This window comes from Gordonia sp. YY1 (genome assembly GCF_009872315.1).
GTDB lineage: Bacteria > Actinomycetota > Actinomycetes > Mycobacteriales > Mycobacteriaceae > Gordonia > Gordonia amicalis.
Genome location: NZ_WXYI01000018.1, coordinates 82,620 through 102,112, shown reverse-complemented (window position 1 = coordinate 102,112; position 19,493 = coordinate 82,620). Strand labels below are relative to the sequence as shown.

General features: G+C 69.1%; 17 protein-coding genes, 1 pseudogene and 1 riboswitch. Of the genes and pseudogenes, 12 read left to right on the top strand and 6 right to left on the bottom strand.

The genetic code is table 11. The features are described from left to right. Positions 1 to 45: 45 nt before the first annotated feature. Positions 46 to 993 carry a PucR family transcriptional regulator ligand-binding domain-containing protein gene (locus BPODLACK_RS19680; protein ID WP_159406034.1) on the bottom strand — a complete coding sequence of 316 codons (948 nt, stop codon included), beginning with the start codon at positions 991 to 993 and terminating at the stop codon, positions 46 to 48. An 86-nt stretch (positions 994 to 1,079) separates the two neighbouring features. Here BPODLACK_RS19680 and BPODLACK_RS19675 point away from each other — a divergent pair. From BPODLACK_RS19675 to BPODLACK_RS19655, 6 genes and pseudogenes are all read left to right on the top strand, one after another. Then, positions 1,080 to 1,766 (top strand): annotated as a pseudogene (locus tag BPODLACK_RS19675) (NAD-glutamate dehydrogenase domain-containing protein); the annotation flags it as partial. Further along, positions 1,738 to 2,154, top strand: a complete 417-nt coding sequence (locus tag BPODLACK_RS23940) for a hypothetical protein (RefSeq protein WP_369403354.1) — start codon at positions 1,738 to 1,740, stop codon at positions 2,152 to 2,154. The pseudogene BPODLACK_RS19675 and the gene BPODLACK_RS23940, both read left to right, overlap by 29 nt. After that, positions 2,144 to 2,701 (top strand): TetR/AcrR family transcriptional regulator, encoded by a 558-nt coding sequence (locus BPODLACK_RS19670; RefSeq protein WP_006436732.1) that lies wholly within the window; start codon positions 2,144 to 2,146, stop codon positions 2,699 to 2,701. The genes BPODLACK_RS23940 and BPODLACK_RS19670 overlap by 11 nt, the downstream gene beginning before the upstream one ends. Positions 2,702 to 2,705: 4 nt before the next feature. Next, a complete protein-coding gene (locus BPODLACK_RS19665; protein ID WP_159406027.1) occupies positions 2,706 to 4,331 on the top strand; it encodes an FAD-binding oxidoreductase in 1,626 nt (541 codons plus the stop codon). A 15-nt stretch (positions 4,332 to 4,346) separates the two neighbouring features. After that, positions 4,347 to 6,605 (top strand): phosphate acetyltransferase, encoded by a 2,259-nt coding sequence (gene pta, locus BPODLACK_RS19660; RefSeq protein ID WP_159406026.1) that lies wholly within the window; start codon positions 4,347 to 4,349, stop codon positions 6,603 to 6,605. Then, positions 6,602 to 7,819, top strand: coding sequence for an acetate kinase (locus tag BPODLACK_RS19655; RefSeq protein ID WP_159406025.1), 1,218 nt, complete (start codon positions 6,602 to 6,604; stop codon positions 7,817 to 7,819). Before pta ends, BPODLACK_RS19655 begins: the two co-directional genes overlap by 4 nt. 43 nt (positions 7,820 to 7,862) lie before the next feature. Here BPODLACK_RS19655 and BPODLACK_RS19650 read toward each other — a convergent pair whose 3' ends face one another. The 3 genes from BPODLACK_RS19650 to BPODLACK_RS19640 are packed head-to-tail and all read right to left on the bottom strand — an operon-like array spanning position 7,863 to position 13,012. Further along, positions 7,863 to 10,532, bottom strand: coding sequence for a serine/threonine-protein kinase (locus BPODLACK_RS19650; protein ID WP_159406024.1), 2,670 nt, complete (start codon positions 10,530 to 10,532; stop codon positions 7,863 to 7,865). A 6-nt stretch (positions 10,533 to 10,538) separates the two neighbouring features. Then, positions 10,539 to 11,570, bottom strand: coding sequence for a glutamate ABC transporter substrate-binding protein (locus BPODLACK_RS19645; RefSeq protein ID WP_159406023.1), 1,032 nt, complete (start codon positions 11,568 to 11,570; stop codon positions 10,539 to 10,541). Beyond that, positions 11,567 to 13,012, bottom strand: coding sequence for a hypothetical protein (locus BPODLACK_RS19640; RefSeq protein WP_159406022.1), 1,446 nt, complete (start codon positions 13,010 to 13,012; stop codon positions 11,567 to 11,569). The genes BPODLACK_RS19645 and BPODLACK_RS19640 overlap by 4 nt, the downstream gene beginning before the upstream one ends. A 327-nt stretch (positions 13,013 to 13,339) precedes the next feature. Between BPODLACK_RS19640 and BPODLACK_RS19635 the strand changes: the two genes are divergently transcribed. Further along, positions 13,340 to 13,822, top strand: a complete 483-nt coding sequence (locus BPODLACK_RS19635) for an NUDIX hydrolase (protein ID WP_006436725.1) — start codon at positions 13,340 to 13,342, stop codon at positions 13,820 to 13,822. A gap of 16 nt (positions 13,823 to 13,838) precedes the next feature. On the opposite strand, the gene BPODLACK_RS19630 is transcribed toward BPODLACK_RS19635, so the two are convergent. Together BPODLACK_RS19630 and thiE are read right to left on the bottom strand one after the other, a co-directional pair. Next, positions 13,839 to 14,216, bottom strand: coding sequence for a hypothetical protein (locus BPODLACK_RS19630; RefSeq protein WP_006436724.1), 378 nt, complete (start codon positions 14,214 to 14,216; stop codon positions 13,839 to 13,841). 453 nt (positions 14,217 to 14,669) lie between these two features. Next, positions 14,670 to 15,371, bottom strand: a complete 702-nt coding sequence (gene thiE, locus BPODLACK_RS19625) for a thiamine phosphate synthase (RefSeq protein WP_236577725.1) — start codon at positions 15,369 to 15,371, stop codon at positions 14,670 to 14,672. Between the two features lie 47 nt (positions 15,372 to 15,418). Continuing rightward, a riboswitch (TPP riboswitch) is annotated at positions 15,419 to 15,528 on the top strand. On the opposite strand from thiE, the gene thiO reads away from it, so the two are divergent. The 5 genes from thiO (at position 15,522) to BPODLACK_RS19600 (ending at position 19,403) form a co-directional block, all read left to right on the top strand. Then, positions 15,522 to 16,598, top strand: a complete 1,077-nt coding sequence (gene thiO / locus BPODLACK_RS19620) for a glycine oxidase ThiO (RefSeq protein WP_159406021.1) — start codon at positions 15,522 to 15,524, stop codon at positions 16,596 to 16,598. (Overlaps the previous riboswitch by 7 nt.) Before the next feature lie 2 nt (positions 16,599 to 16,600). Continuing rightward, positions 16,601 to 16,801: a sulfur carrier protein ThiS gene (gene thiS / locus BPODLACK_RS19615; protein ID WP_006436721.1), complete on the top strand. Its 201-nt coding sequence runs from the start codon at positions 16,601 to 16,603 to the stop codon at positions 16,799 to 16,801. Further along, entirely contained in the window at positions 16,794 to 17,615 is an 822-nt protein-coding gene (locus BPODLACK_RS19610; protein ID WP_006436720.1) for a thiazole synthase, read from the top strand. Before thiS ends, BPODLACK_RS19610 begins: the two co-directional genes overlap by 8 nt. Before the next feature lie 64 nt (positions 17,616 to 17,679). After that, positions 17,680 to 18,648, top strand: a complete 969-nt coding sequence (locus BPODLACK_RS19605; protein WP_159406020.1) for an ABC transporter ATP-binding protein — start codon at positions 17,680 to 17,682, stop codon at positions 18,646 to 18,648. Further along, on the top strand, positions 18,645 to 19,403 hold the full coding sequence (locus BPODLACK_RS19600) for an ABC transporter permease (RefSeq protein WP_006436718.1): 759 nt from the start codon (positions 18,645 to 18,647) through the stop codon (positions 19,401 to 19,403). The genes BPODLACK_RS19605 and BPODLACK_RS19600 overlap by 4 nt, the downstream gene beginning before the upstream one ends. Positions 19,404 to 19,493: the final 90 nt, after the last annotated feature.

The following is a 19,493-nucleotide window of genomic DNA, read 5'->3' as shown; positions in this document are numbered from 1 at the left end:
TCTTCCAACTCCAGTCCGCCGTAGCCACCGCGAACACCTCCATGATCATGGTGTTGCGACGACCAGTTGAATCCGCCCTGTACACACCTCGGTCATCACGTCGGTGTTCCGGGAGGCGGGCAACGACAGGATCAGATCCATCTGGCCGGTCGGACGCAGCGCGGTCAATGCCGTGCGTCCCACACCCCGCACGGAGTGCCGCACCGAATCGAGCGCCCGCGTCAAGCGGCCCTGTGCCATCACCTGGTCGGCGCTCACCGACTCGACGACGCGAATCGTCAACGGCGCGTAGGTCAGTCCCGGCTGCAGACCCAGCGCATGGGCGCGTGCGGTGGCTTCGGCCTCGTCGGGGATCCGTCCCAGCCGCAGATCGTCGACCAGACCGTTCTGGGCACGCATCTCCAGCTCGGTCCAGTTCTGTTCGATCATCCGATGCAGTGCGAGGGCCTGCGCGGCGCGTTCCAACGGCATGCGCGCGCGTTCGCCGAGGTCGCCGGGGTGGGGGACCACGAGCCGTCCCCACTCCTGGCGATGCGCACCCACCGGCGCGGTGAGCCATCCCTCGGGGCCGGAGGTCGAGGTCTCCCGTCCGGTCGGCGTGAGTCGGGAGCGTCTTTCCCAGTCGCGCAACAGATCCTTCGTCGGAGTAACTCGACCGGCGAATGCCAGCACCTGCCGGGTGAGATCCTCCAGGACGACCGCCGAGTCGATGAGTTCGGCTGCGGCCTCGACGATCTCCGTGACTTCCGCCCGGCGCATCCCCAGTCCGGTGAACACCTCGTGGACGTGCCGCGAGAAGACGACCTCCTCGTACTGGTCGGCGACGATGGCGCTGTGCACCTCTTCGGTGACGTCCACGAAGCGGATCGCGCGTTCGAGGACCACCACGGGCAGCTCGAGGCGATCAGCGTTCGCCGCAACGGAATCGGGTACGTCGGCGTCGAGGAGTTCCGCGATCACCCCGACCGCTCCGGCAGCCGCGAGCCCCTCCAGGTAACCGGTGGGGTGCCGACCGCAGAGGGGTTCGCGGCGCTGGCCCGACGCGGCGAGGGCCTGACGTCGCCGGGCTGGCGACGCTGATGGGGCACGCGAAGCTGGATGTGAAGACCGAGCTCTGTGCGGGGACGGGCGCTTTCGACGATCCCTACTTCTCCGACCGGCTCACGCGGTACTTCCCGCAAGCCCTCGCGGATCTGGGCGATGTCGACGACTTCCCGTTGCGGACCGAGGTCATCGCCACCGAACTCGTCAACGATCTCTTCGCGTTCGGCGGCCTGACGTTCGCGTTCCGGCTGCGGGAGGAGACCGGCGCGGCGGCCGCCGACATCGTGCGGGCATTCGTCGTCGCCGTGGAGGTTATGGGACTGGCAGAGCTGCAGTCCGACATCGAGGCGGCCGGTCTGCGTCCCGAGGTAGAGTACGAGATCATCGCCGAGGCGCGCCGGCTCCTCGACCGTGCGTCGCGCTGGTTGCTGACGCGCCGCCCGCAGCCGATCCCGGTGACGGAGACGATCGAGCGCTTCCGGATCGTCCGGGACTCGGCGCCGCAGGTGTCGATCTGGCTGCGCCGCGACGAGGCGGCCCGCATCGAATCGGCGGTGGCCCAATACACCGAGGCCGGGGTTCCGCCGGCGATCGCACGGCGGGTGGCCGAGGGCTTGTACCGCTACAGCGTCCTCGACATCGCGGAAGTGGCCGAGGAGACGGGGTGCGACATCGCGACCGTCGGGGCCGTCTATTTCGCGCTGTCCGACCACATCGACGTCGACCGATGGGCTGATCCGTCTCTCGGCACTGCCCCGAGGGGATCGCTGGCATGCGCTGGCCCGCTCCGGGCTGCGGGACGACCTGTACCGCGCACTCCGCGACCTCACCTGCGACGTCGTCGGAACCCTGGCCGACGACCCGGTCCGGGCGGCCGCGGTCTCCTACTGGCCGACCGAGGCCATCGAGGCCTGGGAACTCTCCAACCAGACGGCGCTGCAGAGGGTGACGGTCACCCAGGGCGAGATCGAGGCGGCCGAACGCTTCGCCTGGCGACGCTCGCGGTGGCCGCCCGGCACATCCGGTCGGTGGCCGATGGACGGTAGCCTGATCGGAGGCGCCCGGACCTGCGGGCACCCTGATTCGATAAGTTTTTCGCATGGATCGTGACCGCATGGTGGAGGTCGGAGTGGGACTCGTCTCCCGCTTCGGCGCCAAGACGTTGAGTCTGACGTCCGTGGCGCGTCATGCCGGCGTCGCCCGGGCCACCGCCTACCGCATGTTCGGCGGACGGAATGCGCTGGTCGCAGCGATCGTCGACCGTGAGGTGTCCCTTCTGCGGGTGAAGCTGCGGGAATGGTCGGCCTCCGCGCCCGACGCGGCGGGGAAGGTGCGCGCGCAGGTCGTGAACGTGCTGTCCTACATCCGCGAGCACGAGGCCCTGCAGTACGTGCTGCGCAAGGAACCCGAGGAAGTCGTCCGGGCGCTGGTCGCGACCAGCGATTCGTCGGGTCCGACCCTCATCCACCAGATCGTCGACCAGACGCTGCCCGATCTCGAACCGCAGATCGGGGACCAGCTCGTCCCGGACCCGCGTGGGGCCGCCGAGTTCCTGGTGCGCACGATCTACTCCCTGATGCTCATCCCGGACAGTTCGCTCACCGACGAGCAGATCGCCGACCTCGTCGTACGCGCGGTCGTCAAGAACGAGCAGTGACCTCATGACGACCGGCACGGATCGGACGGGTGACGAGCCGAAGCCGGACGAGACCGCGATCCCCGTCGTCGAGATGCGGCGGCCGCGCTGGGGCGACCCGGCGCGCGTCACCGAGCTACCCGCTGCTGCGGCCGCGCTGGCCGGCGACGCCACCGAGGACCGGGGCGTCCCACCCGAGTCGATCACCCCGCGCGAATCGACCCTGCCGGCGGCCGTTCGCGCCGACCTCGAAGCCGTCGTCGGCGCCGGGTACGTGGCCGCTTCCGACGACGAGCGCGTCCAGCACACCCGCGGCTACTCGACTCCCGACCTCCTGCGTCTGCGTGCGGGTGACGCCGTCGACGCCCCCGACCTGGTGATCTACCCGGCCGATCACGACGAGGTCGTGCGAATCCTGCAGGTCTGCGCCGCCGCGAAGGTCGCGGTCGTGCCGTTCACCGGCGGGACCTCGGTGGTGGGCGGGCTCGCGCCCGACCGAGCCGGATTCGCCGGTGTCCTCAGCCTCGACCTCCGGCGTCTCGACCGTCTGGTCGAGATCGACGAGGTCTCCCGTGTCGCCACCCTGCAGGCGGGTCTGCGGGGGAGTGCCGCCGAAGCACTCCTGCGTGACCGGGGCTGGACGCTCGGACACTTCCCGCAGTCCTACGAGGGAGCCGGGATCGGCGGGTACGCGGCGACCCGGTCGGCGGGCCAGTCGTCGGCGGGGTACGGCCGTTTCGACGAGATGGTGGAGGGGCTCGTCCTCGCCACCCCGCGCGGCACCCTCGACTTCGGCACGGCGCCACGGTCCGCGGCCGGACCCGACCTCCGCCAGCTGATCCTCGGCTCCGAGGGCGCCTTCGGCGTCATCACCGGCGTCCGGGTCCGGATCCGTCCCGTCCCGGCCACCCGGCTCTTCGACGGCTGGCGGTTCGACTCCTTCGCCGACGGCGCGACCGCCTTGCGACGACTCGCCCAGGACGGCCCGCTGCCCACCGTGATCCGGCTGTCCGACGAGGTCGAGACCGCGATCAATCTCGCCGATCCCGCGCAGCTCGGCGGTGATTCGACGGGCTGCCTGGTCATCACCGGATACGAGGGCGGCGATCAGGAGGTGCGCCGACGCCGCGACGCCGCGTCGGAGGTGCTCGTCGACGCCGGCGGTACGGCCCTGGGAAGCGGTCACGGAGAGTCCTGGCGCACAGGACGTTTCGCCGGGCCCTACCTGCGCGACCCGCTGCTCGACGCCGGAGTGCTGGTCGAGACCCTGGAGACCGTGACCTACTGGTCGAAGCTGCACGAGCTGCGCGCCTCGGTCACCGCCGCGATCACCGACACCCTGACCGCATCGGGCACACCTCCACTCGTGATGTGTCACATCAGCCATGTCTACGCCTCCGGTGCGTCCCTGTACTTCACCGTGGTGGCACCGCTCGGCGCCGATCCGATCGCGGAGTGGGCGTCGGCGAAAACCGCGGCCAACAACGCGATCAGGGCCGCGGGCGCGAGCATCACCCACCATCACGCCGTCGGTCGCGACCATCGCGACGCCTACCACGACGAGATCGGTCCGCTGGCACTCGACGCGTTGCGGGCGGTCAAGGCGACCGTCGATCCCGACGGCGTCTGCAATCCCGGCATCCTGATCTGATCACCGGGCGCCACTATGCTGGGGCGCATGGCCACCGACGCTGCCGTTTCCGACCGCTCTGCTGGAGATCGAGTTGCCGGTGACAGAGGTGCCGGAAGCGAGTCGACGACCAGCATCTATCTGGCCTCGGCAGAGGGGGAGACCGGGAAATCCGTGGTCGCGCTGGGGCTGTTGGCCCTGTTCGCGGCGACGGGCGGCCGGGTCGGCGTCTTCCGCCCGATCACCCGCGCCAACGGAGACAAGCGGGACCCGCTGCTCGATCTCCTGATCGACTACGACTCCGTGGACGTTCCCTACGAGGACTGCCTGGGCGTGACCTATGAGCAGGTCCACGACGACCCGGATGCCGCGATCGGCGAGATCGTCGCCCGGTTCCATGCACTGGCAACGCGGTGCGACCGCGTGGTGATCGTCGGCTCGGACTACACCGACGTCGGCACCCCGTCGGAGTTGAGCTTCAACGCACGCATCGCCGCGAACCTGTCGGCGCCGATGGTGCTCGCACTGAAAGCCATCGACCGGTCCCCGGCGGAGATCGCCGACCTCGCCGAGGGGTTGCTCGCCGAGGTCGGCGCCGCCCATGCCACACCGATCGCCATGGTCGCGAACCGCTGTGACCCTGATCGGCTCGACGAGATCCGGGCGACGCTGCGCCGCACCGGGGTGCCGAGTCTGTGTCTCCCCGAGGAGCCGATCCTGTTCGCGCCCACCATGGGTGAGTTGAAGGAGTCGCTCGGTGCCACCTTGTACAGCGGCGACGAGGAACTCCTCGACCACGAGGCGCTGCGGGTGATGGTGGGCGGCATGACCGTCGAGCACATTCTGGAGCGCCTCACCGACGGCACGGTCGTCATCACGCCCGCCGATCGCTCCGACGTCCTGCTCGCCCTCGTGAATGCCAATACGGCACAGGGATTCCCGCGGCTGTCGGGCATCATCCTCAACGGTGGGCTCAAACCGCATCCGATGATCGAGGCGCTGGTCAGCGGGCTCAAGCCGACGCTGCCGATCATCAGCTGCCCGCACGGCACCTACGACACCGCGCGGACCGCGGCCCACACCCGTGGCCGGCTCGGCGCCGGGTCGGCACGCAAGATCGAGGCGGCGTTGGCGCTCATGGAGACCCACGTCGATCCCGAGGTGGTCATGCGCAACCTCAACGTCGAGGTCCCGTCGGTCGTGACCCCGCAGATGTTCGAGTACCGGCTCATCTCCCGTGCACGGGCACAGCGCAAGCACATCGTGCTCCCCGAGGGCGATGACGATCGCATCCTGCGGGCGGCTAGCCGGCTCCTCCGCCGCGGGGTCGCCGACCTCACCCTGCTCGGTGACCCGGATGTCGTGCAGGAGCGGGCAATCGAGCTGGGACTCGACCTGGCCGGGGTCACGGTCATCGACCCGGCCACCTCGGAGTACCTGGACGAGTTCGCCCGGATCTACACCGATCTCCGCAAGCACAAGGGCATGGAACTCGACCGCGCGCGGGAGAAGGTGATCGACGTCTCCTACTTCGGCACGATGATGGTGCACACCGGGCGCGCCGACGGGATGGTGTCGGGAGCGGCGCACACGACCGCCCACACCATCCGGCCGGCGTTCGAGATCATCAAGACCAAGCCGGGGGTCTCGACGGTGTCGAGCGTGTTCTTCATGTGCCTGGCCGACAAGGTGCTCGCCTACGGCGACTGCGCGATCGTCCCCGACCCGACCGACGAGCAACTCGCCGACATCGCCATCTCGTCGGCGCAGACCTCCGCCGCCTTCGGCATCGATCCGCGCGTGGCGATGCTGTCCTACTCCACCGGCACGTCCGGATCGGGTGTCGACGTCGAGAAGGTCAAAACCGCAACCGAACTCGTGCGGCAACGCGCGCCGGAGTTGCTCGTCGAGGGTCCCATCCAGTACGACGCGGCGGTCGAACCGTCGGTAGCGGAGACCAAGATGCCCGACTCCCCGGTGGCCGGGCGGGCGACGGTACTGATCTTCCCGGATCTGAACACCGGCAACAACACGTACAAGGCGGTGCAGCGCAGCGCCGGTGCCGTCGCGATCGGCCCCGTGCTGCAGGGCCTGAACAAGCCGATCAACGACCTCAGCCGTGGCGCGCTCGTGTCCGACATCGTCAACACGGTCGCCATCACCGCGATCCAGGCGCAGCAGGTGGGCACCGAAGAGGTGGGCACCGAAGAGGTCGGCACCGATGGGGTCGCCACCGAAGAGGCCGGCACCGCAGAAGCCGGCACCGAAGAGGTCGCCACCGGAGAGGCGCGTTGAGCGCCGGCACCGCCGGCGCGGTCCTCGTCTTGAACGCCGGCTCGTCGTCGCTGAAATACCAACTCGTCCAGCCGGACACCGGCGTCGTCCTCGCGGACGGGATCGCCGAACGCATCGGCGACGCCGGTTCGTCGATCACGCACGAACAGAACGGCGAGACGGTCACCGAGTCGGTGTCGCTACCCGATCACCTGACGGCGGTCCTGCGTGCCGAACAATTCTTCGCGGACAACGGCACCGACCTGGTGCACGCGGACCTGGCCGCGGTCGGGCACCGCGTGGTGCACGGCGGCCGGTCGTTTTACGAGCCGACACTCGTCGACTCCTGGGTGATCTCGGAGATCAAGCGGATCTCGCCCCTTGCGCCGCTGCACAATCCGGCCAATCTCGTGGGTATCGAGGCGGCCCGGGCCCTGCTTCCCGACGTGCCGTCGGTCGCGGTGTTCGACACGGCCTTCTTCCACGGGCTGCCGCCCGCGGCCGCGACCTACGCCATCGACCGCGAGGTGGCGGCCGAACACGCCATCCGGCGGTACGGATTCCACGGCACCAGCCATGAGTACGTGTCGGGCCGCGTCGCCGGGTTCCTCGGGAAGGACCTCGCCGATCTCGACCAGATCGTGCTGCATCTCGGCAACGGGGCGTCGGCGTCGGCCATCTCGGGTGGACAGCCCGTCGACACCAGCATGGGGATGACCCCGCTGGAGGGTCTCGTGATGGGAACCCGCAGCGGCGACATCGATCCCGGCCTCGTGCTGCACCTCAACCGCGTGGCCCACCTGTCCGTCGACGAGATCGACACCCTGCTCAACCATCGGTCCGGACTCCGAGGACTGTGCGGCGAGAACGACTTCCGCTCGATCGCCGAGCTGGTCGATGCCGGTGACGAGAACGCCCGCCGTGCCTACGACGTCTACATCCACCGGTTGCGGCACTACCTCGGCGCCTACACCTTCGCCCTCGAGAGGCTCGACGCGATCACCTTCACCGCCGGCGTCGGCGAGAACTCGGCACGCGTCCGCGCCGATGCACTCGACGGGCTGCAGCGTTTCGGAATCGTCGTCGACCCGGACCGCAACACGGCCGCCGACCGATCGGCGCGTCGGATCTCCGCCGACGACAGTGCGATCGACGTCCTGGTGGTCCCGACGAACGAAGAGCTCGCGATCGCGCGGCAGTCGGCGGCGCTGGTCGCAGCACTGCCCGCCGGGTAGCAGCCATCGACCTCGTCGCCGCATCGCCGGCCGCGTATCGAGGTCAGAACAGCGTGTTCGGCCGCACGTAGTTCGCCAGATCGACGAGCATGAACCGGTGCTCGCGGTTGTTGCGGGTCTGACGTGCGAGCTGGCGGAGGGATCTCTCGGTGCCGGTGCGGATTCCGTACTCGGTGAAGGGGAAGCCCAGGAGTGTCGAGGGCTCGGTGTCGGCGTTCTCGGCGTCGGGATTGTCGTGAATCCAGCCGAGGGCGGTGCCGAGCACGATCAGCAGCATCCGTGACTTGCGTGGTTCGGAGTCCGGGATCTGCTCGAGTCGTCGTGCGGCCTCGACGATCTGCTCGCGGGTGACCTCCGAGGTGGGACGACCGTGCACCAGGGCGATGATCGCGGTCGCCCGGGCGGTGTTGAAATGCCTACTGGTGGCGGGAACTTCGTCGAGGGGACGGATCGCACCGTCGTAGTCGCCGGCCGCGACGGCGAGGCGGGCCAGGCCGAAGGCGGCGGTGACGATGCTGTGGTCGGTCAGCCACAGATCGTGGTAGTGATGCTGCGCGACGTCGTAGAGCCGGGAGATCTTGTCGGACGACTTCGACGACCCGTTCTCGTCGGCGAGCCACCGGCCGATCAGTTCGGCGGTTCCGGCCACCGCGAGCTTCGGTGCCACCTCGCCGGGCATCGCCCCCAGCACCTCGTCGAACCGTTCGTAGGCCAGTTCGGGTTCGTCGTTCATCAGCGCGCAGATGCCCATGTACCACTCCACCCGCCACGAATCACCGTGGTGCTCACGGACATCGCGGAGCAGCGCGAGAGCGGTGTCGACGTCGTCGAGCTGTAGGTGGGCGCGGGCCTCGGCCAGGTCGATCTCCAGCGAGGGGTGGGCGTTCTTGACCGGACGGCCGCCGAACATCGACGCGAACCCTTCTGCGCGTGCGGTGTTGATCGAGTCGAGCGTCTGCCGCGGATCCGACAGGGCCGCCGAGGTCAACAGGCTCGCGGCGGGATCCAGCGGGTTCACCAGGGGCACGGGGAGTGCGGTGGCGATGTCGACCGGATCGTAGAAGGCGGCCTGGTCGGGGTCGAAGAAGCCGTCGACCGGGGCGAGCATCAGGTCTGTGCCGAAGGTCGAGCGCTGCGGGGTGAAGACCGTGGACAGGGAGGGCCGGGGCACACCGGTGTGCACCGCGACGGTTTCGCGGAGCACGTTGAGCACCTGGGTGCTCATCTCCTCCGCGGAGGAGAACCGGTCGGCCGGGTCGGGCGCGGTGGCACGTTGCAGCAGAAGGTAGAACGACGGATTGTCGCGGAAGACGGCGGTCTCGGTGGGGGAAGGGAGTCCGTCGACGTACCGGCCGTTGCGCATCTCCATCGGCACGGTCAGCACCGCCAGGGTGCGTCCGACGCTGTAGATGTCGGTGGCGACCTGGGGGCCGGTCTTGACGATCTCCGGCGCCTGGAAACCCGGTGTGCCGTACAGGTGTCCGTAACCGTTGATCGGCGAGACGGCACCGAGGTCGATGAGCTTGACCTCGTCGCTCCCGACCATGATGTTCTCGGGTTTGACGTCGTTGTAGACCAGACCCACCGAATGCAGGTAGCCGACGGCGAGCAACACCTCGAGGATGTAGGCGAGACCCTGTTCGACGGACAGCAACCCCCTCTCGGGGTCACCCGAGGTGATCTGCTTGAGCGTCTGACCGCCGATGTACTCCATGACGATGTAGCCGAAGCGCTCACCGTCCTCGGCGACGTGCTCGACGAAGTTGTAGATCTTGACGATGCCGGGATGGTTCACCGACGCCAGGAACTGACGCTCGGCCACCGCGACGCGCTGTGCCTCCGAATCCGACGAGTTCAGAAGGCCTTTGAGAACGACGGGCCGGTCGCTCACGTTGCGATCGATGGCCAGGTAGATCCATCCGAGTCCGCCGTGGGCGATCGCGCCGGCGATCTCGTACTGATCGGCCACCAGCGTCCCCTGGGCGAGACCGGGCACGAACGAGTACCGCGCACCACAGTTGGCGCAGTCGCCGGTGGGGGGACCTTCCCCTTCACCCTCGAGTCGGCCGACGGGTTTGCCGCAGCGCCAGCAGAATCGCTTGCCCTCGACGATCACCGGATCGTCGATGACCGCGTCCTCGGGTTCGATGTCGGTGATCTTCGGCATCTCGACCAGTCCGCTGCCGAGTCGACGTTCGTGGACCGGGGGGCGTCGGCGCGGGATGAGTCGCCGTCCGAGTGGTCCGGAATCCGGCTCCGTGCTCGGCGTCGCCCGCGTGCGGACCACCCGATCGGTCCGACCGTCGAATCGGTCCGGTGGCGCGATGCCGACCGTGAAGGCGGGTGTGGCCGCCTGTGTTCCGATCTCGGTGTCGGATACGGCGCCGGGGTCGGGCATGGCGCGGGGCTCCGTGGTGTCGTCGGTCTCGGCGATCAGGGCGCCGAGATCGGCCTTCTGCGTACCGACCTCGACCACCTGATCGGTGGTACCCCCGTCCGTGGTGCTCTCGTCCGTGGTGCCACCACCGGCGGTGCTCCCGTCGGTGATGTGCCCGTCGCGGGTGTGCCGGTCGGTGACCGGGTCGTCGTCACCCATCAGGTCGGCGACGGAGACGCGCTGGGTACCGATCTCCTCCGGGGTGTCGGGAGCGGGCCCGTCCCGGTCGTCGGGACCGTGACGGTCTGTGTGTGATGGTTCGCCGGCGAAGTCCATGCGCGATCAATCCCGGTAGTACGGCTGTGGTGCGCCGAATCCACTGTCGAGGATGGTCAGCCAGCGGTCGCGGATCTCCTGCCAGCGGCCGGTCGCGCGGGCACGTTCGAGCACCCCGTTGACGAAGCGGATCATGTCGTCCTCGCCCTTGGGGATACCCACGCCGTAGAACTCCTCCCCGAGGCTCGGACCGACGACCCGGACCCATGGGTCCTGTGCGGCCAGTCCGGCCAGGATGGCGTCGTCGCTGGTCACCGCGTCGACCTGTCCCTGCTGCATCAGCACCAGGCAGTCGGCCCAGGTGGTGGTGCTGACGATCCGGACCCGCGGCTGGATGGACTGCATCCGGCCGATCGAGGTGGTGCCGCGGGCTGCGCAGACCCGCTTGTCGGCGAGCTGGGCCGGTCCGGCGATGTTCGAGTTGCGGAACGACAGGATGCGTTGGGACGCCACGTAATACGGGGCGGAGAAGCTGATGTCGCGCAGCCGGTCGCAGGTGATGCTCATCGTCTTGATGACGACGTCGACGGTCTTGTCGCGCAACGCGTCGATCCGCTGTGCGGAGCTGAGCACCTGGAACTCGACGCGCCGCGGGTCACCTAAGATCGCACCCGCGATCTCGTGGGCGATGTCCACGTCGAAGCCCTGGATGTCGCCCGAGATGGGATCGCGGAAGCTGAACAGGTTGGAGCCGATGTCGAGTCCGACGATGAGCCGGCCGCGTTCGAAGATCCCGGCCATCGTCGAATTCGGCGGCATGCGGCCGGGCGCGGGCATCTGTGCGGGCGGGCGCAGGGTGAGCGTCGCGTTGCACGCCTCCGAACTCGGCGGCGGTTCGATGGGCACGTCGGTCTGGACGCCGGGCAGCACCAGCGGGCCGACGGTCGCGGTCGGGGGCGGTGACTCGGCGGCGGGGAACCGGACACAACCGGTCGCGACGAATGCCACGAGCAGCAGGACGGCCGCGGCCACCGGACGGCGCGGGCGGGCGGGGCCGGAGTGGGAGGACCGGCGGCGGGCGAGTCGGCGAGGGATCATCGGTACTCCCGTATTCGGGGGACGAGTCCGCCGACGATCGCGATGGCGGCGAGGACCGAGAGCAGGAGTATCCCGGTCCCGGTGAAGCCGAGTACTCGCTGCGCGGTGTTGATGTCGTCGCGGAACGACGTCCGCGCGGTGGTGATCGCGTCGACGAGGGCGGTGTCGACGGCGGTGTACGCGCGGGCCGAGCTGTTCAGTCCGTCCCCGACGGTGAGTTGCCGGGCGCGGTCGAAGTTGCCGGTCTGGATGTACCGCCGGACGCCGGCATCGGTGCGCTTCCACTCCGCCAGCGCCGAGCTCACCGAGTCGAGCTGCTCCGCCGACACCGAACCGGTCTCCTTGGATGTGCGCACGTCGTCGACGATGCCGTCGATCCTGGCAGTCGTCGCGGCGAAGGTCCGTTCCAGTCCGCCCTGGTCGCCGCGGCGGATCAGGGCCAGGGTCTCGGCCGATCTGGCCTGCTGGGTCAGGATGCGGGCGGCCGTGAGTTCGCGAAGCGGGTCGGCGCCGTCGGTTCGGGCGTTGCTGGTCGCGGCGACCGACATCAGGCCCGACGCCAGCAGCCACACCGTCCCCAGGGTGAGCGCGCCGATCGCGGCGACCAGTCCGAGGTTGAAGCGACGGCGGGTCCTGCGCGCCACGTAGCGCGACGTCAGCACCATCGCCGTGAGCAGCAGCAACAGCGGGACGTAGACCGTCCACGGCGGGCGGGTCAGCGAATGCTGCGGGTCGGCGATAGCCATCGACCGCCGCTCGTAGAGGCGCTGGGCGGCCGGCAGGATCTTGTCCTGCATCAGCGACGACGCCTGGCCCAGGTAGGCCGATCCGACGGGATTGCCCAGCCGGTTGTTGGTGCGGGCGGTCTCGATGAGTCCGCTGTAGACCGGGATCGACGTCGAGAGGGTGTCCAGGTCCGACGACAGGGCACGCTCGGCCGCGTTCTGGGCCATCCCGGGCCCCGGCTCGCTGGAGGTGCCGGTCGCGAGGATCAACGACGACGCGGCCGTCGCCAGGGCGTCTGAGTAGCGTTGCCGCAGATCCGGAGTTTCCAGACCGCCCGAGATGAATGCCGCGTTCGCGGACGCGTCGGCGATCGACAGAGAGCTGTACAGGACCTGAGCGGCCTCGGCGAGCGGTTCGGTGCGATCGATCAGACGCTGCAGGGTCTGGGTGCGGTCTTCGAGCACGGTCGAGGCGTACAGGCCGGTGGACAGGCAGCCGAGGAACAGGATGACGCAGATGATGATCAGCTTGCCCGGTGTGGTGCCCGAATAGTGCCGGAGCGTCTGGAACGGTGACTGCGCACGTTCGCGGGCGGTCGCGACGAGCTCACGACGATCGGCGAGGACCTGGCGGATCGGCGGCGATGACTGGGCGGGACGGAACGTGCGACCGCCACGGGTGAGTGCCGTCCGCACGGAGGACGCATCGCCGGTCACCTAGCTGATCCCCTTCTCGAACGCTGGATCGTCTCCGGTGTGGCCGCTCGGTCGCCGGCCCCCGTTCCGGCTCCCGCGACCTGTCTGAAGAAATGACTCAACGGGGTCATCGCTCACCGGGTCGTGCGTGTTTCAGCCTATGCCATCGGTGAGGGTTCCTCCGGGCATCGCGGTCGCACGTCGCGCGCCGACGGCTCGGCCCGTCGTCGGGTCGGGCCGGAGCCCATACCTCTCACTGATTCGGCGGATCGCCCTGGCAGGCCGCGCGTGTCTCACTTACGGTGGAGGAATCCGGCGATCGGCTCGTCGGGTCTGCAAGGAGGTGTGGTGCGCGGAGACGGCGACGGCTGGGTGATCGATCCCGACGGTTCACGGTATTGGGGTGTTCACGGCGCAGCGGGTCTGCTGCTCCGGGCGCCGTTGGCCGACGGCGTGACGGGGGTCCTGCTCCAGCATCGCGCCGCGTGGTCCCATCAGGGTGGTACCTGGGCACTGCCCGGCGGCGCCCGGGACTCGCACGAGGGCGCCATCGACACCGCGATCCGGGAGGCCGAGGAGGAAGCCGGCATCAGCGGCGACGAACTGCGGGTTCTCGCCGCGGTCGTCACCCACGAAGCGCCCGGCGGATGGACCTATACGACGGTCATCGCCGAGACCGACGAACCGGTGCAGACGGTGGCCAACTTCGAATCGACGGAACTGCGCTGGGTCTCCGAACAGCACGTCGACCAGCTTCCGCTGCATCCGGCATTCGGCCTGGCCTGGCCTACACTGCGCGAGCGGATCGCGGCACTCGACCCGCAGGCGTAGCGAGCACCCCACCCGCTCACTTCGGAGCGGGTCCGAGCAGTCGGTTGGCCCCGGAGACCAGCGCCGCGATGTTCGCCTCGTCGCCGGTGCTGCCCTCGCCGAACGCCCACGCCTGCCTGCCGTTGTTCTCGCACAGCAGGAACGTGGCGATTGCGCCGTCGATCTCGCGCTGGTGCAGTCGCAGGATCTGAACCGGCGCGCCGAGGTCGTAGAGGATCGAGGTCATCGCGCCGAGCGGTCCGGCGGCGACGGCGCTGCACGACATGATGCGATCGGCGATCGCGATGGTCGCGCGGCATTCGACGAGGTCCTGACGGGCCGGTGCGACCGACCACGATCCGAGCCGGATGGTGCCGCCGCTCGCATATTCGTCGGTGAATCGTTGCCAGCTCATCCCGATGACCTCCTCGCGCATACCCGCGGGCAGCGGACGGCGGAAGTGTTCGGTGATGGGGTCAGCCGACGGCGCGGTCGCGTGTCCGTGTCGTGAGAAGGATGGGTGAGGCAGATGAAGAGGATGCATCTCGAAAGCCGATTTCGGTCGAAGAACAGATGACCGACAAGAGCGCGCAACCGACCCGCAGCGGGGGGTCGGTCAGAATCAGACCCCGCTGCGGCGGGTTACGAGCGCGCGCTTGATGCACATCATGATCGGTCCAGCCTAGACCTCTGTGGTGAGTGCGGCAAATGGATTTTCACCACTGAGATCTGCCCCGGTGATCCGCCCCTGAAATCGACCCCCGGAGTACGCCCTCCAGAGCGTGACCGGTGACGATACGCACGTGGCGCCGCCCCGGAGGGTGCTTTTCCGGGGCGGTTTCTCGGGGCGGATTTCCGGGCCCGGGCGCTACAGCCGTGCGAGGAGCTCCGCGGCCGCCGCAGCAGGGTCGGCGGCGGCCGTGATCGCCCGCACCACGACGATGCGGCGCGCTCCGGCGGCGGTCACCTCCGGCACCCGCGGAGCATCGATGCCGCCGATCGCGAACCACGGCTTGTCCGGAGTCCCGGGTTCGGACATCGCCGCGGCGGTCGTCGTCACCAGATCGAGCCCGGCGGCGGTCCGACCCGGTTTGGTGGGGGTGGTCCAGCACGGGCCGACGCAGAAGTAGTCGACGTCGGGGTCGGCGGCGGCTGCTGCAGCCTGCCCGGGGTCGTGGGTGGATGCACCGACGATCGTCTCGGGGCCGACGATCCGGCGCGCGACCCGTGGCGGCAGGTCACCCTGTCCGACATGGAGGACGTCGGCGCCGGACAGTGCGGCGATGTCCGCGCGGTCGTTGACCGCGAGCAATGCGCCGTGGGCGTCGACGACGTCCCGCATCGCGGCGAGGATCTCGAGCTCCTCGCGGGCTTCGAGAGTGCCGAACTTCTTCTCCCCGGGTGACCCCTTGTCGCGAAGCTGCACGATGTCGACGCCGCCGGCGAGGGCGGCGTTCACGACCTCGAGCAGGTCGCCGCGTTCACGCCGCGCGTCGGTGCACAGGTAGAGCCGGGCGGAGTCCAGGCGGCGGCGCAGTTCGCGAGCACGCGATTCGGGGGCAGTCGTCACGGCGACCAGGCTAGCCGCGCCGGTGCGGGCCGGGCGTAGGGTGGACCGCGAGAACACACGGGAGCCCGGACCGGCCGGGCTGAGAGTGCGGACCCTCCGCTGACCGTCGAACCTGATCCGGGTCATTCCGGCGAAGGAAGGTGATCTGGCGTGAGCCATGTTGTCGAGGAACAACCCCACCCGGAGCAGCCCGACCGTGCGCTGACCGTCGTCGGCGGTGGCGTGATCGGTCTGACCTGTGCGCTCGCTGCCGCAGATGCGGGCTGGCAGGTCCGCGTCGTCGACGCCGGGCACGAGGAGCGGGCGTCGTGGGTGGCGGGCGGCATGCTCGGTTTGCTCGGCGAGGGGCATCCGGGTGAAGAAGCGGCGCTCGCGATGTCGGTGGAGTCGGTGCGGCGCTGGCCGACGCTGGTGAAGCGTCTCGGCGACCCCGCGATCGTCACGGCCACCGATTCCCTGTTCGTCGCCGCGTCCGCCGCCGACGCCGAGTACCTGCAGCATCTCGCGGACTTCGTCTGGGCCGAACAACCGCGGACCGACGCCACACTCAGCACGGTCACGGGTCGCGAGATCCGTTCGCTGGAGCCGTCGTTGAGTTCGCGGCTCGTCGGTGGCTACCGGGCGGTGGGCGAGTGGTCGATCGACAACCGTCGTCTGCTGGCGACCCTGCGCAGCGCAGGGGCCGCCGCGGGGGTGCGGTTCACCGAGGCGCGGGTGGGCAGCCTGGCCGACGTCCACGACCATGCCGGCCCGCGGGACCAGATCCTTGTCGCCGCCGGACTCGGCACGGCGGAACTGCTTCCCGACGTGCCGCTCCACGCGGCGAAAGGGGAGATCCTGAGACTGCGCCGGACGCGGTGGTCGGTGCCGCCGCCTGGGCACGTGGTCCGTGCCCGGCTCCACGGCCGAGCGGTGTACCTGGTGCCGCGCGAGGACGGGATCGTGGTCGGCGCAACGCAATACGAGGCCGGCGGTTTCGGTGACCGCACCCCGCAGGTTAGTGGGGTCGCCGATCTGCTCGCGGACGCCATCGAGGTGATGCCGGGTCTGCGCACCTACGAGCTGGTGGAGGCGGGTGCCGGACTGAGGCCGTGCACCGCCGACGGGTTACCGATCGTGAAGCGGGTCGACGACCGCACGGTGGTCGCGACCGGACACGGGCGCAACGGCATCGTCCTCGCGCCGGGCACTGCGGACAATGTGCTGGGAATTCTGGAAGGAGCATGACCGTGACCATCACCGTGAACGGAGAGAACCTCGACGTCGGCGACGACGTGTCGGTGGGGGACGTCGTCGCCCGCCTCGGCCTACCGGACCGGGGGATCGCGGTGGCCGTCGACGGTGCGGTCGTCCCGCGCGGACAGTGGTCGCAGCACACGATGACCACGGGCGCGGTCGTCGAGATCGTGACAGCGGTGCAGGGTGGCTGAGTCCGAGGTCGTCGACGTCGCCGGCGGTTCCGACGCCGACCCGCTCCGGATCGGCGGCCGCGAGTTCTCTTCTCGTCTGATCACCGGAACCGGTGGCGCGACAAACCTCGCGAGCCTGGAGCGGGCCCTCGTGGCGTCGGGAACCGAACTCACGACCGTGGCGGTACGTCGCGTCGACGCCGCGTCCGGGACCGGTGTCTTCGACCTGCTGCGCCGTCTCGGCATCGCGGTCCTGCCCAACACCGCCGGCTGCCACACCACCGCCGAGGCGGTGCTCACCGCGCAGCTGGCCCGGGAGGCGTTCGAGACGAACTGGGTGAAACTCGAGGTGGTGGCCGACGAGCGCACCCTGATGCCGGATGCCGTCGAACTCGTGGACGCCGCGGCCTCGTTGGTGGCCGACGGCTTCGTGGTGCTCGCCTACACCAACGACGACCCGGTTCTCGCCGCGCGACTCGCCGACCTCGGTGTCGCCGCGGTGATGCCGCTCGGTTCGCCGATCGGCACCGGACTGGGAATCCTCAACCCGCACAACATCGAGATGATCGTCGACCACTGTGCGACCGCCTCCGACGACCCGCTCCCGGTCATCCTCGACGCGGGTATCGGTACCGCCAGCGATGCGGCCCTCGCCATGGAATTCGGTTGTGACGGGGTGCTTCTCGCGACCGCGGTCACACGTGCGGAGAATCCCGAGCGGATGGCCTCGGCGATGCGGCATGCGGTGATCGCGGGCCGCCTCGCGGCGCGGGCAGGGCGGATTCCCAAGAGGTTCTGGGCGCAGGCGTCGTCACCGATGCCCGATCACGCGTGACCCGAATCGAGTTCTCGGCGAGAGGAGCCATCCCGCTCGAAGGGCGGGCGGCTATGGTCGTGTCGTGTTGCGGGTAACGAATCTGACCAAGGACTTCGGGAGTCAGCGCGCGGTCGACGATCTCACGTTCGAGGTGAACCCGGGACGGGTCACCGGCTTTCTGGGGCCCAACGGCGCGGGTAAGTCGACGACGATGCGCATGATGCTGGGTCTCGACCGCCCCACTTCGGGGACCGCGACCATCAACGGCGTGCAGTACCGCGACCTCGACCATCCGCTCCGTCAGGTCGGTGCGTTGCTCGACGCACACTGGGTTCACCCCAACCGCACCGCGCGGTCACATCTGCGGTGGCTCGCGGCGAGCAACCGGATTCCGGTGTCCCGGGTGGACGAGGTGCTCGAGACGGTCGGACTGACGTCGGTGGCCCGCAAACGGGCCGGCGGATTCTCACTCGGCATGTCGCAGCGGCTCGGACTGGCCGGTGCGCTCCTGGGCGACCCGCACACCCTGCTGTTCGACGAACCGGTCAACGGGCTCGATCCCGAGGGCATCGTCTGGATACGCGGGTTCATGCGGCAGTTGGCCGCTGAAGGACGCACCGTACTCGTCTCCAGCCACCTGCTGACCGAGATGTCGCTCACCGCAGACCATCTCGTGGTCATCGGGCGTGGACGACTGATCGCCGACTGTTCGGTCGGCGAGTTCACCGGAAGGGCACGGCAGTCGGTGCGGGTGCGCGGACCCGAACTCGAGAGGTTGCACACCGCCTTGGTGGAGGCCGGACTCGCGCCGGCACCGGGTGCGCCCGACGCCCAGGGGCGGCCGGTGATGCGGGTGCCCGACACGACGACCGACCGGGTCGGTGACATCGCGGCGGCGACCGGTGTGACGCTGCACGAACTCGCCGCCGAGTCGGCCTCGCTGGAGGAGGTGTTCATGTCGATGACCGCACACGCCGTCGACTATCACGGGGGCGACGGTTTCCGGCCCGTCGAATCCGGTTCTCCCACTCCGGAAGGGGGTCGGCGATGATCGGCCCGGCGCTTGCGGCGATCGACGCCGAACGCATCAAACTGACGAGCACCCGGTCCCCGTACTGGTGCCTGGCGATGGTGGTCGTGTTCGGCATCGGCGTTGCGGCGCTGCTCGGTTGGCTGCTGTCCGGTGGTTATGCCGACCCCGCGTCGGTCGACACCCGGACCATCGACTATCTGGTCGGCGTGAACCAGTTCGGCGTGGCGATCTTCGCGATCATGGCCGTCCTCGGTGTCACCACCGAATACCGATTCGGCACCATCCGAACGACTTTCGCCGCGACCCCCCGACGGCCGCTGGTGATTCTCGCGAAGACCGTGGTGTTCGGCGGTCTCACTTTCGTGGTGGCAGCGGTCGTGGGTCTCCTCGGGGTGGTCCTGGGGCAGGCGCTCACCGGCAACGGCATCGCGCTCGGTGGGCCGGACACCGTACGACAGCTCTGGGGCACGCCGGTGTTCGCGATGCTGTGTGCGCTGATCGGGCTCGCGGTGGGTGCGCTGGTCCGGCATTCCGCCGGCGCGGTGGCCATCGTGTTGGGCTGGATGTTCGCGTTCGAACGCATCCTCTCGGTGCTCCCGCGCATCGGTGAGAACATCACGCCGTTCCTGCCCTTCCTCAACGGGTGGAACTTCCTGTCCGGTGGGAACGACACCTTTCACTGGAATGCCCTTGGCTCGCTGGTGTACTTCGCCACGTTCACCGCGATCCTCTTGTCGATCGCGATCATCGTGACCAATGCCCGGGATGCGTGATTCGCGGACTTGACGGCCCCACCGTCCGCCACAAGCGCGGCGGGAACATGGCATTGCGCGTCCTGCTGACATGTCCATGACGATTCGTCA